The 14608-nt window shown below is 60.0% G+C and carries 15 protein-coding genes and 1 tRNA gene; 13 read left to right on the plus strand and 3 right to left on the minus strand.

Annotated elements, in window-relative coordinates:
• Together VD811_13675 and VD811_13680 are read right to left on the minus strand one after the other, a co-directional pair.
• On the minus strand, positions 1 to 292 hold a 292-nt coding region (locus tag VD811_13675; protein HXV22032.1), incomplete at its 3' end, for a TRAP transporter small permease subunit.
• A 90-nt stretch (positions 293 to 382) separates the two neighbouring features.
• Positions 383 to 1381 carry a TRAP transporter substrate-binding protein gene (locus VD811_13680; protein HXV22033.1) on the minus strand — a complete coding sequence of 333 codons (999 nt, stop codon included), beginning with the start codon at positions 1379 to 1381 and terminating at the stop codon, positions 383 to 385.
• A gap of 803 nt (positions 1382 to 2184) precedes the next feature.
• Here VD811_13680 and ispE point away from each other — a divergent pair.
• The 13 genes from ispE to VD811_13745 all read left to right on the plus strand — a co-directional run bounded on the left by ispE (position 2185) and on the right by VD811_13745 (position 13113).
• Entirely contained in the window at positions 2185 to 3030 is an 846-nt protein-coding gene (ispE, locus tag VD811_13685; protein HXV22034.1) for a 4-(cytidine 5'-diphospho)-2-C-methyl-D-erythritol kinase, read from the plus strand.
• Between the two features lie 92 nt (positions 3031 to 3122).
• Positions 3123 to 3197: transfer RNA gene (locus VD811_13690), tRNA-Gln, on the plus strand.
• A gap of 140 nt (positions 3198 to 3337) precedes the next feature.
• Positions 3338 to 4276, plus strand: a complete 939-nt coding sequence (locus tag VD811_13695; protein ID HXV22035.1) for a ribose-phosphate pyrophosphokinase — start codon at positions 3338 to 3340, stop codon at positions 4274 to 4276.
• Between the two features lie 63 nt (positions 4277 to 4339).
• Positions 4340 to 4939: a 50S ribosomal protein L25/general stress protein Ctc gene (locus VD811_13700; protein ID HXV22036.1), complete on the plus strand. Its 600-nt coding sequence runs from the start codon at positions 4340 to 4342 to the stop codon at positions 4937 to 4939.
• An 11-nt stretch (positions 4940 to 4950) separates the two neighbouring features.
• Complete coding sequence (gene pth / locus VD811_13705) at positions 4951 to 5526, plus strand: aminoacyl-tRNA hydrolase (protein ID HXV22037.1); 576 nt, start codon at positions 4951 to 4953, stop codon at positions 5524 to 5526.
• Positions 5527 to 5560: 34 nt separating this feature from the next.
• Complete coding sequence (locus VD811_13710) at positions 5561 to 7609, plus strand: sodium-translocating pyrophosphatase (GenBank protein ID HXV22038.1); 2049 nt, start codon at positions 5561 to 5563, stop codon at positions 7607 to 7609.
• 178 nt (positions 7610 to 7787) lie between these two features.
• Positions 7788 to 8882, plus strand: coding sequence for a redox-regulated ATPase YchF (ychF, locus tag VD811_13715; protein HXV22039.1), 1095 nt, complete (start codon positions 7788 to 7790; stop codon positions 8880 to 8882).
• A gap of 131 nt (positions 8883 to 9013) precedes the next feature.
• A complete protein-coding gene (rpsF, locus tag VD811_13720; protein HXV22040.1) occupies positions 9014 to 9391 on the plus strand; it encodes a 30S ribosomal protein S6 in 378 nt (125 codons plus the stop codon).
• Positions 9392 to 9426: 35 nt separating this feature from the next.
• Positions 9427 to 9696, plus strand: coding sequence for a 30S ribosomal protein S18 (gene rpsR, locus VD811_13725; protein HXV22041.1), 270 nt, complete (start codon positions 9427 to 9429; stop codon positions 9694 to 9696).
• On the plus strand, positions 9693 to 10655 hold the full coding sequence (locus tag VD811_13730) for a DUF2232 domain-containing protein (GenBank protein HXV22042.1): 963 nt from the start codon (positions 9693 to 9695) through the stop codon (positions 10653 to 10655). Before rpsR ends, VD811_13730 begins: the two co-directional genes overlap by 4 nt.
• Before the next feature lie 30 nt (positions 10656 to 10685).
• The gene (rplI, locus tag VD811_13735) at positions 10686 to 11132 is read left to right on the plus strand and encodes a 50S ribosomal protein L9 (GenBank protein HXV22043.1); all 447 of its coding nucleotides are present in this window, start codon (positions 10686 to 10688) and stop codon (positions 11130 to 11132) included.
• Positions 11133 to 11241: 109 nt separating this feature from the next.
• Entirely contained in the window at positions 11242 to 12612 is a 1371-nt protein-coding gene (dnaB, locus tag VD811_13740; protein HXV22044.1) for a replicative DNA helicase, read from the plus strand.
• 15 nt (positions 12613 to 12627) lie between these two features.
• Positions 12628 to 13113: a hypothetical protein gene (locus tag VD811_13745; GenBank protein ID HXV22045.1), complete on the plus strand. Its 486-nt coding sequence runs from the start codon at positions 12628 to 12630 to the stop codon at positions 13111 to 13113.
• Between the two features lie 139 nt (positions 13114 to 13252).
• Here VD811_13745 and VD811_13750 read toward each other — a convergent pair.
• A partial coding sequence (locus tag VD811_13750) for a sigma-54 dependent transcriptional regulator (GenBank protein HXV22046.1) occupies positions 13253 to 14608 on the minus strand: 1356 nt, incomplete at its 5' end.

The following is a 14608-nucleotide window of genomic DNA, read 5'->3' on the forward strand; positions in this document are numbered from 1 at the left end:
CGACGAACTTGGCCCGGGTCTTGTCCTTGAGGCTGTTGATGAAGACGTCCACCCCGACGTGGATGCCGGTGCGCACCCCGTAGGCGGCGCCGAACTTGGCCATCCAGATGAACATGTAGATGCACAGCTCCTGTGCCCAGCTCATGTTGAGGCTGAGGAGCCAGTCCTGCACGCCGGGGATGGCCACGCCTGCGGCGTAGCGGTGTACGACCGAGGCGAAGATGACCACGGTCGCGGCACCGATGAGGGTGGCAACCAGCCACTCCTCCAGATGATCGAGAAATCTCATCATTAACGTTGTCTCCACTTCCCGGTTTTACTTGGTGTCAAAACGGCGCAAAAATGCCGCTGCACTCGCGTACAGCGGCATTTTTCTCACAACCTACTTCTTGAAGCCGGTGGCCTGGTAAACTTCCTGGATGAGGTCGGCGCCGATGCGGCCGGCCTGCTCGTCGTGCACCTTGACCAGGGCATTTTTCCACGCAGCCCGCTCGGTCGGGGTGAGGGTGAGGATCTTCGACTTGCCGGAGGCCTTCACCGCTGCCAGGTCTTCATCGTTTTTCTTCTTGGCGATGTCGTTGGCGTACTTTGTCGCCTCGGCCATGGCGCCTTCGAGGGTGGTGCGGATGTCGGCCGGCAGCCCGTCCCAGAACTTCTTGTTGACGATCACCGCGTAGCCGAGGTAGCCGTGGTCAGTGACGGTAACGTATTTTTGAACTTCGTGCATCTTCTGGGTGTAGAGGTTGGAGGGCGGGTTCTCGGTGCCGTCGACGACGCCGGTCTGCAGCGCCTGGTAGACCTCGGAGAAGGCCATGACCTGAGGAATGGCGCCGAGGGCGCGCATCTGGGCATCGAGGATCTTGGAGGACTGGATGCGCATCTTCAGTCCCTTGCAGTCTTCGGGCTTTTTCAGCTCTTTGTTGGCGCTCATCACCTTGAAACCGTTGTCCCAGTACGCCAGACCGCGGATTCCCTTGGGCTCGAGCTTGTTCAGCAGCTTCTGGCCGACCGGACCCTCGGTCACCTTGTGCAATTGCTCATAGCCGTCAAAGATGAACGGCAGGTCGAAGAGTTCGAACTCCTTGACGCCGAGAGGGGCGAATTTGGCCAGCGACGGGGCCAGCATTTGCACCGCACCGAGCTGGAGCGCCTCCATCTCTTCCTTGTCCTTGTAGAGCTGGCTGTTCGGGTAAACCTCTATCTTTACTGCCCCCTTGGTGCGCTCTTCGGCCAGTTTCTTGAAGTACTCGGCCGCCTGCCCTTTAGGGGTGTCGACAGCTACGACGTGACTGAACTTGATCACGATCTGCTCGGCCATGGCGGTCGAAGTGAATGCGAGTACCGCGGCTACGGCCATAAAAAACAGAACACTTTTCTTCATCTCCATCTCCTTTGGTGTTGGTGGTTGAACTGTTTGCCCAACTTTTCGACTAATAGTCAATGAATTACAGGGTGTGCAGGTAATCGCAAGGAAGATGCCATTACCAAAATAATGTTTGCAGACGGTTCATTGTAGCTGAATATTAACCGCTTGCAACTCACGACAAATCGTTCGAGGGGAACAATCTGTCGGGGGTGGTGGCGGGTTCCCACCTTTTGTGGCGAAAAAAAACCAATTTGACTGTTGTTATTTTCTGTCTGATCGCTTACCTAGAACAAAGGTTTTCTTTTTGGCAGCTCTATCCGATGGAGGGTAGTCGGCATTTGCGTTGTTGAGTGATAACTCTTTCCGGAAGAAGGAGGGCACTCGGATGCGGTTCCGTCAGATAAGCAAAGCATCAGCCCCTTGCAAAAACGTGGAGCAAGCAGTGTTCCAGCAGGCCTTGCCGGCAGGAGTCCATGGAACATATTCTTGGATTTGCAATACTGCATAATCAAGCAAGGAGGGTGCCATTTTAAAAAGGCGTTCTTTTTCTCCCTCTTTTCTTGATCGCGCCATGGATTAAAAGGGCTTGTCCCAAGGTAGCGGGACGCTTTTCCGTCTGCTCCCTGACCATGGCCCGCCTTTCGTGGCGAAAAAAAGCCATAATGCGGGATGTGTGCGCCTGTGAAATCCGGTAAGCTCTTGACAAGGTATGGGTCTTCTTTGAAGATAGCCCCTGCCTGGTGGGCCGTGTAGCCCGCTTCGGTATGGACTTGCCGTCTGAAATCCGGATTCTTTCTTTGCTCCGCGATGGGGGTGTAATGTACAGAACTGCCCACTATCTGGCTCCGGCCAAGATCAATCTTTGTCTGCATGTCCTGGGGCGCCGGAGTGATGGCTATCATGAGGTGGCGATGATCATGCAAAGGGTCTCCCTTTACGATCGCCTTGAAATGAAGCTAACTGCCGAGCCGGGAGTGCGGGTCATCTGCCCCGGCGTCGAGTTGCCGCCGGACGGAGAGAATATTGCCGCCCGCGCCGCCCGTCGGCTTCTGGCTCTGGCCGGTAACCGGTGCGGCGTCCAGATTGTCATCGATAAGCAGATTCCGGTCGCCGCCGGTCTGGGCGGCGGCTCTTCCGATGCTGCAACGGTGTTGCTGGGGCTCAACGATATGCTGGAGTTGGGGCTGGACCGCGCTACGCTGATGGCGGAGGGCGCCCGCCTTGGGGCGGACGTGCCATTTTTTATTTTCGGGGCGGCCGCCTGGGCGACGGGGATCGGCGACAGGCTGGAAAAAGTCGAGGATCTGCCACCGCTCTGGTACGTTCTGGTCAACCCCGGCCTGGCCGTTTCGACTGCCTGGGCCTACCAAAATTTGGGGTTGACATCAAAAATCGAAGAGGCTAAACTGCCGAGGTTTTCCAGAACGCTTGGGGGGGTCGTCGGGCTCCTGCACAACGATCTGGAGCGGGTGACGGTAAGCCGCTACCCGCTTGTCGCCAGGGTCAAGGAGGAACTCGCCGCCAGCGGTGCGGCCGGAGTCCTCATGTCCGGCAGCGGGCCTACGGTCTTCGGCGTCTTTGCCGAGGAGTCGGCCGCCCGGAAGGCGGCCGACGAACTCCAGCTCCATTCCGGTTGGCGCGTGTTCGTCGTGCAGCCGGTTTGAAGCCGGCGCATGGTTTACAGGCACGAGGCTCGAGGGAAAAGAAGCCTGATTTCCTTGAATCTATTAGCCTTGTGGCTCGAACTTGATTACATTGGGGCGTCGCCAAGCGGTAAGGCACCGGATTTTGATTCCGGCATTCCAAGGTTCGAATCCTTGCGCCCCAGCCATTCCAAGCAGTAAAAACCCCGTTCACGACCGGTCCGGTTTGTCGCAACGAGGTTGTCGATACCAGGTAGATGCCTTTTTCGGGTAGGTCATGGGTTCCCATGGCCTACAGTTTTTCCAAGCAGTCAGCGAGGGTGCGCCAGTGGACAAGCTCAAGATTTTCAGCGGAAACTCCAACATCCCCCTCGCCCGGGAGATCTGCGGCCATCTCGCCGTCCCCCTGGGGAGCGCCAAGGTCAAGAATTTCTCCGATGGCGAGATCATGGTGGAGATCGGCGAAAACGTGCGCGGCCGAGATGTCTACATCATTCAATCGACCTGCGCTCCGACCAACAACAACCTCATGGAACTGCTGGTCATGACCGATGCGCTGAAACGGGCTTCGGCCGCGCGAATCACCGCGGTCATCCCCTATTTCGGTTACGCCCGCCAGGATCGCAAGGTGGCACCGCGCACTCCGATTACCAGCAAACTGGTCGCCGACCTGATTGCTACTGCCGGCATCCACCGGGTGCTGACCATCGACCTGCACGCCGGCCAGATTCAGGGGTTCTTCAATATTCCCGTCGATCACCTCTACGCTGCGCCCGTCATGCTCGATGAAATCCGGACCCGTTTCACGGAACGGGTGGTGGTCGTTTCCCCCGACGCCGGGGGCACCGAGCGCGCCCGGGCCTTCGCCAAGCGTCTCGATGCCGGGCTGGCGATCATCGACAAGCGCCGCAGTGGCCCCAATGTTTCGGAAGTCATGCACATCATCGGCGATGTCGCAGGCGAAGTCTGCATCATCGTCGATGACATGATCGATACTGCCGGCACCCTCTGCCAGGCCGCCAAGGCCCTCAAGGAGAAAGGCGCCCGGGAGATTTACGCCTGCGCTACCCACGCGGTTCTCTCCGGTCCGGCCCTGGAGCGGATCAACGAGAGTTGTCTGGAAGCGGTGGTCGTCACCAATTCCATTCCCCAGGATGACAAGGCCAAGGCCTGTCCCAAGCTCCGTGTCCTGTCAGTGGCGGAACTGCTGGCCGAGGCCATCCGGCGCATCAACGGGGACGAGTCGGTCAGCTCCCTTTTCGTCTAGGTGAAATCCGGCCATCGGGTCGGCTTTCCGACGCATAATCACTCTAAATGGAGGAATGTATAAATGGCACAATCAGAATTGACTGTCACCGCGCGTGAGGTTGTCGGCAAGGGTGGTGCCCGCTCTCTGCGGCGCCAGGGTTTGGTCCCGGCGGTTGTTTACGGCAAGGGCATTGAAACCTGCAACGTTGTTGTTGCACCCAAGGCGCTGAAGGCGGCGATTGCCACCGAAGCCGGGTGGAACACCCTGATCACCCTGAAAGGGAATGGCGCCTTCGACGGCAAGGTCGTCATCCTCAAGGACATGCAGGTCGATGCGATCCGTCGCGATGTTCAGCATGTCGATTTTCAGACCATCGACCTGCAGAAAAAAGTGCACGTCATGGTGCCGGTCCATCCGGTAGGAAAGTCAGAAGGTGAAAAGAACGGCGGCCATCTGCAGATCATTCGCCATGAACTCGAAGTGGTCTGCCTGCCGTCCGCCATTCCCACTGCCATTGAGGTCGATGTAGCGGCGCTCGGCATCGGCGATGTGCTTCACATCAACGATCTGGTTCTGCCGGCGGGGGTCGAAGCTCCTCACGACGTGAACTTTACGGTCATTACCGTCACCGGGCACAAGGCTGAGGAAGCCGAAGCGGCCGAAGAAACCGCCGAGGCCTGATCGAGGTCGGTTTGAAGCTCGTTGCCGGCCTGGGAAATCCGGGCGCCAAGTATGCCGGGACCCGGCACAATGTTGGCTTCATGGTGGCCGAGGAACTGGCTGCGCGCAGCGGCATCAGTCTCAAGAAAAACGGCTATCAGGGGATTTACGGGGTCGGCCGGGTGGCAGGGGAAGAGGTCACCATCCTGCTGCCGCAGACCTTCATGAACCTGAGCGGCGTCAGCGTCGCGGCCGCCTGCAAATCCCTCGGCGTTGACCCGGGGGATTTGATTGTGGTCCACGACGATATCGACCTTTCCTTCGGCACTCTGAAGATAAGGGTCGGCGGCGGTCACGGCGGCCACAACGGTATCCGCAGCATCTGCGGTGTGCTCGGCAGCGGCGACTTCCTTCGGGTCAAGGTCGGGGTCGGACGCCCCCCCGCCGGCGGCGACGTGGCAGGCTATGTGCTGAATCCTTTCGGTGCCGCTGAGCGCGCCAGGCTGGAAACCGTAGTGGCGAATTCGGCGGCGGCAGTGGAAGCGCTTTTTGCCCGGGGGACGGCGCAAGCCATGAACGAATTCAATAATCGCGACATTGGCAACTAATATTACTTAGGGGAACGGGAGGAAAGGGATTCACATGGAACTGCAGATGTTCGCTCCAATTCTGGGTGTGATCGGCTTTGCGATCGCGATCGTGATTTACAACATGATCAAGGTCCAGCCCGTCGGCAACGAAAAGATGAAGGAAATCTCCGAAGCGATCCGGGGCGGCGCCATGGCCTTCCTGAAGCGTGAGTATTCGGTGTTGGCAATCTTCATCGTCCTCGTATTTTTTCTGATCATCCTGGCCCCCAGCCTCGGTTTCAATACCGCGCTGGCGTTTCTGGGCGGGGCGTTCTGTTCGATGCTCTGTGGTTTCATCGGCATGAAGGCGGCCACCCATGCCAACGTCAGGACTGCCGAGGCGGCCCGTGCCACTGGACAGGGCGCGGCGCTGATGGTCTCTTTCAACGGTGGCGCCGTCATGGGCCTGTCGGTCGCCTCGATGGGTCTGATCGGCGTGGGGATTGCCTACATTGTCTTCGGCGGTGACCCCCAGACCTCCATCTACATCAACGGCTTCGCCATGGGCGCCTCGTCCATCGCCCTCTTTGCCCGCGTCGGCGGCGGCATCTACACCAAGGCGGCCGACGTCGGTTCGGACCTGGTCGGCAAGGTGGAAGCCGGCATTCCCGAGGACGATCCCCGCAACCCCGGGGTCATTGCCGACAACGTCGGTGACTGCGTCGGTGATACCGCCGGCATGGGCGCCGACATTTTCGAGTCGTACGTCGGGTCGATCATCGCCACCATCGCCATTGCCGCCGCGGCCGGCGCGGGGCTGATGAGCACCCTGGCCGGTGCCCCGGTCGAGGTCGGTTCCGACCTGTTCAAGCTGACCCAGACCAACGCCATGCTGTTGCCGCTGGTGCTGGCCATGGCGGGCCTGATCTTCTCCCTGATCGGCGTCGGCTCCATGAAGTTTCTGAAGAACATCGATCCCGCCGCCGCCCTGCGCTACACCACCTTCGTGGCCGCCGGCGGCTTCCTGGTCGCCACCTTCTTCATCACCCGGGCGATGCACATCAGCAACGGCGTCTTCTGGGCTGTTTTTGCCGGCACCCTCGCCGGCATCGCCATCGGCCTGATCACCGAGTACTACACCTCTTCGGCACCGGTATTACGCATCGCCGAAGCCAGCAAGACCGGCCCGGCCACCAACATCATCCACGGCCTGGCCGTCGGTCTCGAGAGCTGCGCCTTGCCGATTCTGGTCATCTGCGTCGGTATTTTCGTCGCCAACCATTTCGCCGGCCTCTACGGCATCGGCATCGCCGCCGTCGGCATGCTCGCTACCGTCGGTGTGACCATGACCGTCGATGCCTACGGGCCGATCGCCGACAATGCCGGCGGCATCTCCGAGATGGCCGGCCTCGGCCCCGACGTGCGCAGGATCACCGACGGTCTCGACGCCATCGGCAACACCACCGCCGCTGTCGGCAAAGGCTTCGCCATCGGCTCCGCCGCCCTGACCGCTTTGGCCCTCTTCTCCGCCTATGCCACCGCCGTCAAGCTGGAAGCCATCAACCTCATCGAGCCTCTCACCGTCATCGGCCTCCTGATCGGTGGTTCGATTCCCTTCTTCATCGGCGCCCTGACCATGACTTCCGTCGGCCGGGCCGCCGGCAAGATGGTTGACGAGATCCGTCGGCAGTTCCGCGAGATTCCCGGTCTGCTTGAAGGCAAGCCCGGCGTCAAGCCGGAGCCGGAAAAGTGCGTGGACATCTCCGCCCGTGCCGCTCTTCGGGAGATGGTTCTGCCCGGCGTGGTCGCCGTCATTGCCCCGGTGCTGGTCGGAATGCTCCTCGGCAAGCAGGCTCTCGGCGGAATGCTCGCCGGTGCCACTCTGACCGGCGTGCTGGTGGCTCTGTTCATGTCCAACGCCGGCGGCGCCTGGGACAACGCCAAGAAGTTCATCGAGAAGGGTGAACTGGCCGGCGAGAAGAAGGGCGGCGACGCCCACAAGGCAGCCGTTGTCGGCGACACCGTCGGTGACCCGTTCAAGGACACTTCCGGCCCGGCCATGAACATCCTCATCAAACTGATGAGCGTCGTCTCGCTGGTCATTGCGCCTCTGCTGGTCTGATCTGCCGCCAGCAGGCTTAGCCTGAACACACGCGATAGCCGGGGCCTCGCCCCGGCTATCGTTCTTTTCAACTACGGCCCAAGGTCCCGAGTCCCGAGTCCGGGGGCCTGAAGAACAGGGACCAGATTTTAACCAAGTCTTCAATCACCGGTTTTTTTAACCAGTCACAGGTTCTCTTATGGGCTTCAAATGCGGCATCGTCGGTCTTCCCAACGTGGGTAAGTCGACCATCTTTAACGCCATAACCTCCGCCGGCGCCGAGTCGGCCAACTACCCCTTCTGCACCATCGAGCCGAACGTCGGTGTGGTCAACGTTCCCGACCCGCGCCTCGACGCCCTGGCCGCGATCGTGCGGCCGGAGCGGGTTCTGTCGACCACCATGGAGTTCGTCGACATCGCCGGCCTGGTCAAGGGGGCGAGCAAGGGTGAGGGGTTGGGGAACCAGTTTCTCGGGCATATCCGCCAAGTCGATGCCATCGCCCACATCGTTCGTTGTTTCGAGGACGAGAATGTCGTGCATGTCGATGGTACCGTCGATCCCGTACGCGATGTCGAGGTCATCCAGACCGAGCTCAACCTTGCCGATCTGGAGTCGGTCGACAAACGAATCGCCCGGACCGAAAAACAGGCCAAGAGCGGCGACAAGAAACTTCAGGCCGAACTTGAAGTTCTGCGCAAGGTGCAGGTTTGTCTGAACGAGGGACGTCCGGCTCGTGCCACGGATCTGACGCCGGAGGAGCGGTTGACCCTCCGCGATCTGCACCTGATTACCGCCAAGCCGGTGCTCTATGTCGCCAACGTGGCCGAAGAGGACCTTGAGGGGCAACACCCCTTCGTCGGTCTGGTGCGCAAGCTGGCGGAGCAGGAAGGGGCGGAGATGGTGACGATCTGCGGCAAGATCGAAGCCGAAATTGCCGAATTGGCCCCGGCCGAGAAGGTCGAATTTTTGCGGGAGCTCGGTCTTCCCGAAGCGGGCCTCGACCGGATGATTCACGCCGGCTACCACCTGCTCGGCCTGATCACCTATTTCACCGCCGGCGTCAAAGAGGTTCGGGCGTGGACAATTCCCCGGGGAGCAAAGGCGCCCGCCGCGGCCGGCGTCATCCATACCGATTTTGAAAAAGGCTTCATCCGGGCCGAAGTCATCGCCTACCAGGATTTCATCGCTGCCGGTGGCGAGTCCGGGGCCAAGGAAAAGGGGCTTCTGCGCCTGGAGGGGAAGGAATATGTCGTTCAGGACGGCGATGTGATGCATTTTCGCTTCAACGTCTAGCGCGAAAAACGTTGAATTAGAAGAGGAAGTGTGGTAGTAAACTAAATTCTTTCAGGCGCTGGTCGACCGGCGCCTGCTCCTTGCTCCGGAACAGACCGGGGCTCACACACCCGAGAGGAGGTTCTCGACACATGCGTACCTACGAAACAATCTTCATCATTCACCCCGACATCGTCGGCGATGCCTATACGGCTATTGTCGACAAGTTCAAAGGGGTCCTCGCCGAGCAGGGTTCCAACGTGCTCAAGGTTGAGGAATGGGGAACCCGCAAGCTGGCCTACACGGTCAAGAAACAGGGTCGTGGTTCCTACGTTCTGGTAGCCTACGAGGCCGGCCCCAAGGTTATTGCCGAGTTTGAACGGCGCCTGCGCATCGACGAAAGCGTCATCAAGTTTCAGACGGTCTTCCTGGAAAATGGTCTCGAAGAGACCGCTGCGGCCAAAGAGGGGGCGGTTGAAGCTCCTGTTGCCGAGATCGAGGAAGAAGAAGAGACTGAAGAGAACGCTTAAGGAACCCAGCCGACCTGAAACGGAGGACCGATATTATGGCTTATGAAAGAAAACCCGCTGCTTCCGCGGCCCCCCGCCGGCGCTTTACCCGCCGCAAGGGCTGTCGTTTTTGTGCCGATAAAACGATGAAAATCAATTATAAGGAAATCAAGAACCTGCGCTATTTTGTCTCCGAACGGGGCAAGATTGTGCCGCGGCGAATTTCCGGCAACTGTGCCACGCATCAGCGCAAGGTTACCGAGGCCATCAAGCTCGCTCGCAACATTGCACTGCTTCCCTTCACCGCCGGACAAGCTCCCGAGTGATCGGCGGAGCCGAGGTGCCCTCCCTCCATTGCCAGCGGCAACGCATCCTGTACCTTCTTGCCGGGACGCTGGTAACTGTGCTGCTGCAGCTGGCGGCCGGCGCGCTGGGTCCCTTCGGGATACTGTTCAATCTGTTGACGATGGTGCCGGTCTCCTTTGCCTGCATGGTGCAGGGAGGAGCGGTTGCCGGCGGCATCGTGTTCCTGACGACGGTCACGATTGCGGGGGTTTCGGGTACGGAAGGAAGTCTCGCCTACCTGCTCCAGTTCGGTCTTGGCTCCCTGCTCTTGTCGAAGCTTTTGCGCCGAGGCTGGGCATGGGACCGGGCGGTCGCCGTGACCCTGGTCATGGTCATCAGTCTCGCAGCGCTGGTTGTGGGCAGTTATCTGGTCTCGCAAGGCGAGTCAGTTACCGGAACCATTAACCAGTATGTGCAGACGGAAATCAAGCGGGCGCTTGCAGCTTCTGCCGCGTCCGGGCAGTCCGCGGCGGAGCTTGCCGAACTGACCGCCATGGCTGAGCAGATGTCCGCCCTGCTCACGCGGATATACCCCGGTCTGGCCGTGGCCGTTACCGGGGTGATGCTGCTGCTGACAGTCTTTCTGCTGGCAAAGCTGTCCCGCGGCAGGTACGCAATTCCCGGGCCGCCCTTTCCGCTCTGGAAGACCCCGGAACATCTCGTCTGGCTGCTCATTGCCGGGGGGTTCGGGTCGCTGCTGACAGATGGCTGGGTCCAGGTAGCTGCCTGGAACCTGCTGGCCGTTGCACTCCCCCTGTATTTTCTGCAGGGGATGGCGGTGGTCAGCTACTTCTTCCTTCGCAAGGGGTTTTCCCCTTTCATGCGCGGGTTAGGGTATCTGTTGCTGCTGGTGATCAACCCTTTTCAATTGCTCGTCGCCGGTATCGGCGTGTTTGATTTATGGGTTGATTTCAGAAAACCACGAATCAAGAAGACATAGATAGAAATAAGTTAATCTGGGAGGAAATCGATGAACGTCATTCTTACCGAAAGCGTGGATGGTCTCGGCAATATTGGTGACCTGGTCAAGGTGAAGCCCGGCTACGCCAGGAACTTTCTTGTTCCCCAGGGTCTCGCGGTCGAAGCCAATACCCGCAATGTGAAGGAACTGGAACATCAGAAGCGCCAGATGGAGCGCAAGGCGCAGAAAGTGGCCCAGGATGCCTCAGCCGTGAAGGCCCGGATCGAGGCCGTACCCTGTGTTTTCGCGCACCGGGCGGGCGAGGAAGGCAAGCTGTTCGGTGCGGTTACGAGCAAGGAGATCGGTGATAAGCTGGCCGCTGCCGGGGTCGAAATCGACCGCAAGAAGATCCAGCTGCCCGAGCCGATCAAGACCCTCGGCGAATACCAGGTGTCGGTCAAACTGGCGGCCGGGGTTACCGCCAATATCAAGGTTTCTGTTGTTCCCGCCGAATAAACAGCTACAAGAAAAAAAGACTCAAGGTTCAAGGAAAGGCTGAAGTCCCTGTGTCTGCGGTTTTCCTTGAACCTTGAGTCTTGAACCTTTCCTCCGGCATCTGGTCCTTATGTCTGATGTACCCTCTCATCGCCTTCCCCCGCAGAGTCTGGAAGGGGAGATGTCTGTCCTCGGCGGGGTCCTGCTCGAGAACGAGGCGCTGAACAAGGCCCTGGAAATTCTCCGCCCCGACGATTTTTACCGTGACAGCCACCGCAAGATATTCTCCGCCCTGATCGACCTCTCCAACCGCGGCGAGCCGGCCGACCTCGTGACCCTCACGGCAGCGTTGCAGCAGCAGGGGGCGCTGGAAGCGGTAGGTGGCAGCTCCTACCTGGCGACGCTTGTCGATTATGTCCCCACGGCCGCCAACATCACCTACTATTGCCGGCTGGTCAAGGAGAAGGCGATCGCCCGGCACCTGATTCGCGTTGCCACCGAGATCGCCACCAAGGGCTACGAGGGGGGGGAGGTGGAGAAGTCCCTCGACTGGGCCGAAAAGTCGATCTTCGAGATCACCGGGATGAAAACCCGGCCTTCCTACTTCGCCACCCGCGACATCCTCAAGGATACCTTCAAGACCATCGAAAAGCTCTTCGAGCGCAAGGAGTTGGTCACCGGCGTGCCGAGCGGGTTCACAGATCTCGACACCATGACCGCCGGTCTGCAGCCCGGAGACCTGGTTATTATCGCCGCCCGGCCGTCGATGGGTAAGACCGCCTTTATCCTCAACCTGGTCGAATATGCTGCCGTCCACTACCAGAACAAGGCTCCGACCATCATCTTCTCCCTGGAGATGAGCAAGGAGTCGCTGGTCCAGAGGATGCTCTGCTCCATCTCCAAGGTCGATGCCAGCCGGCTGCGCACCGGTCATCTCGGAGAATCCGACTGGCCCAAGCTCACCAATGGCGCCGGACTGCTCTCCGAGGCGCCGATCTTTATCGACGACACTCCGGCCATCTCGGTGCTGGAGCTGCGGGCCAAGGCCCGCCGGCTCAAGGCCGAAAAGAATCTTGGCCTTATCGTCGTCGACTACCTCCAGCTCATGACGGGGCACAATGCCGAAAATCGCCAGCAGGAAATATCCGAAATTTCCCGCTCGCTCAAAGCTCTGGCCAAGGAGTTGAGCGTCCCGGTCGTCGCTCTGTCGCAGCTCAACCGCTCCCTGGAAAACCGCACCGACAAGCGTCCCATCATGGCCGACCTGCGCGAATCGGGTGCCATCGAGCAGGACGCCGATGTGATCATGTTCATTTACCGGGAGACGGTTTACTGCGACGCCTGCAAAAAACGCGACGGTTCCTGCGACAAGGGACATGAAAAGGATGCCGAGATTGTCATCGGCAAGCAGCGTAACGGTCCCATCGGCACCGTGCATCTGACCTTCCGCGGCGAATACACGCGATTCGAGAACCAGTCGAAACGGGAACCCGGCTACTGAGGACAGTCCAGGAAGTTGTCCGGTCTGCACTATCTGCATCCAGGGGTGAAGAACGTGAAGAAGTTCGTGATGCCCCGATTCATCGACGGCCACCCAGCAAAGAGAAGAGGGCTCGCTGCTGCCGCGCTGGCCGTATCGCTGCTCCTCGGCGGCTGCGGCATGCTGCCGGGTACTCTTGTCGGCCCGACCTCCGATCAGGTCCTTTTTCAGCAAGGACTGGATTCCCTTCAAGGTACGACGACTCCCAAGGCGTTCTCGCGCCTGGCCGCTGAATTTCCGAACAGCCCGTGGACTTCCAGGGCCAGAGCGATCGAAAAAGCCCTGGGGCGGGCAAAAGAGGAGCAGCGGGACAGCAACCAGCTGCAGAAAAAACTCGAAGAGTGCCGGGCGGAGAAGGAACAACTGGCTGGCGATTTGCGTTCGCTGGAGAAGTACACGCTCAAGTTGAAGTCCCTGCTGACCGAAGCCGGAATTGCCGAACCTTTGCCGCCGGGCCGCTGAACAGTGCCTGCGGCCAAGTGGGAAAATTATTTCCCGATATGTACTGCCAGACAGGACCTTTTGCCCATCCGGCACCGAAAACGAGAAGACCCCCAAGCGGCCGCTTTGGGGGTCTTCTCGTTTTCGGTCAGTCGGGCGTTCAGTCGCGTTTGACGTCGATCCCGAGAGTCTGGACTTTTTTGCGCAGAGTATTGCGGTTTATGCCGAGGATCTCGGCGGCGCGCACCTGGTTGCCGCGGGTTTTGTCGAGAACAATATTGATCAGAGGCCGCTCCATCTGGTGGAGAACCATATCGTAGAGGTTGTCCAGTTCGTTGACGTCCATCTGCGCCAGGGCGTTCTGCAGCTTGTTGGCGATGAGGGCCTCCAGCGAATCGCTGTTCTCGGAGCGCTGCCCTTCGGCCAGCAGAGCCGGAAAGTCGGCAGGCGTCAGCAGTTGATCCGGAGAGAGCAGGGCCGCGCGCTGGATGGTGTTCTCCAGCTCTCGCACGTTCCCCGGCCAGGGGTAGCGCCGCAGCAGCGTCAGCGCCTCCTCGGTGCAGCCACGGGCCGGCACACCCAGTTCCTCGTGAGCCTTCTCGATGAAGTATTCGGCCAGCAGTGGTATGTCGTCGCGCCGCTCGCGCAGTGGCGGCAGCTCAATGGGGACGACATTCAGCCGGTAGAAGAGGTCCTCGCGGAACTCCTTGGCCCGCACCTTCTCCTTGAGGTCCTGGTTGGTGGCGGCGACGATACGCACGTCGACCGGGATGGCGGCGCTGCCGCCGGTGCGGGTGATCTCCTTCTCCTGCAGCACACGCAGCAGTTTGGCCTGCAGATCGAGCGGCATGTCGCCGATCTCGTCGAGAAAGAGGGTGCCGCCGCTCGCCTGCTCGAACTTGCCGATCTTGCGCTCAATAGCGCCGGTGAAGGCCCCCTTTTCGAAGCCGAAGAGTTCGCTTTCAAGAAGCTCGCGGGGAATGGCGGCACAGTTGAGGGCCAGAAACGGTTTGCCCAGGCGGGGGCTATTGAAGTGAATGCCGCGCGCTACCAACTCCTTGCCGGTCCCCGATTCGCCGGTAATCAGGACGGTAACGTCGGAGGGAGCCACCTTGCCGAGCAGTTTGTAGACCTCCTGCATCGGCCGGCTGCTGCCGATCAGCGTGCGGTCGAGCTGGTAGTGCTCCTTGAGCTCCTCTTTGAGACGGTGAACCTCGTCGGTCATCTCGGCGGCCTTCTGCGCCTTGAGAATGATACTGTCGAGGACATCGAGGTCGAAGGGCTTGGTAATGTAGTCGTAGGCTCCTCGCTTCATCGCTTCGACGGCGTTTTTCATCGTCGTTTCGGCGGTCATGATGACCACCAGGGTTGCCGGGCGCTCGGCGTGGAAACGCTCGAGCAACTCAAGCCCTGAGGTCCCCGGCATCTTGATGTCGAGAACGGCCAGGTCGTAGGCATTCTGGCGGAAGAGGGTCAGGGCCTCGGAGCCGCTCGAGGCAAGGTCGACGCTGAAGCC

The organism is Desulfuromonadales bacterium (assembly GCA_035620395.1).
In the GTDB taxonomy this organism is placed as follows: domain Bacteria; phylum Desulfobacterota; class Desulfuromonadia; order Desulfuromonadales; family DASPGW01; genus DASPGW01.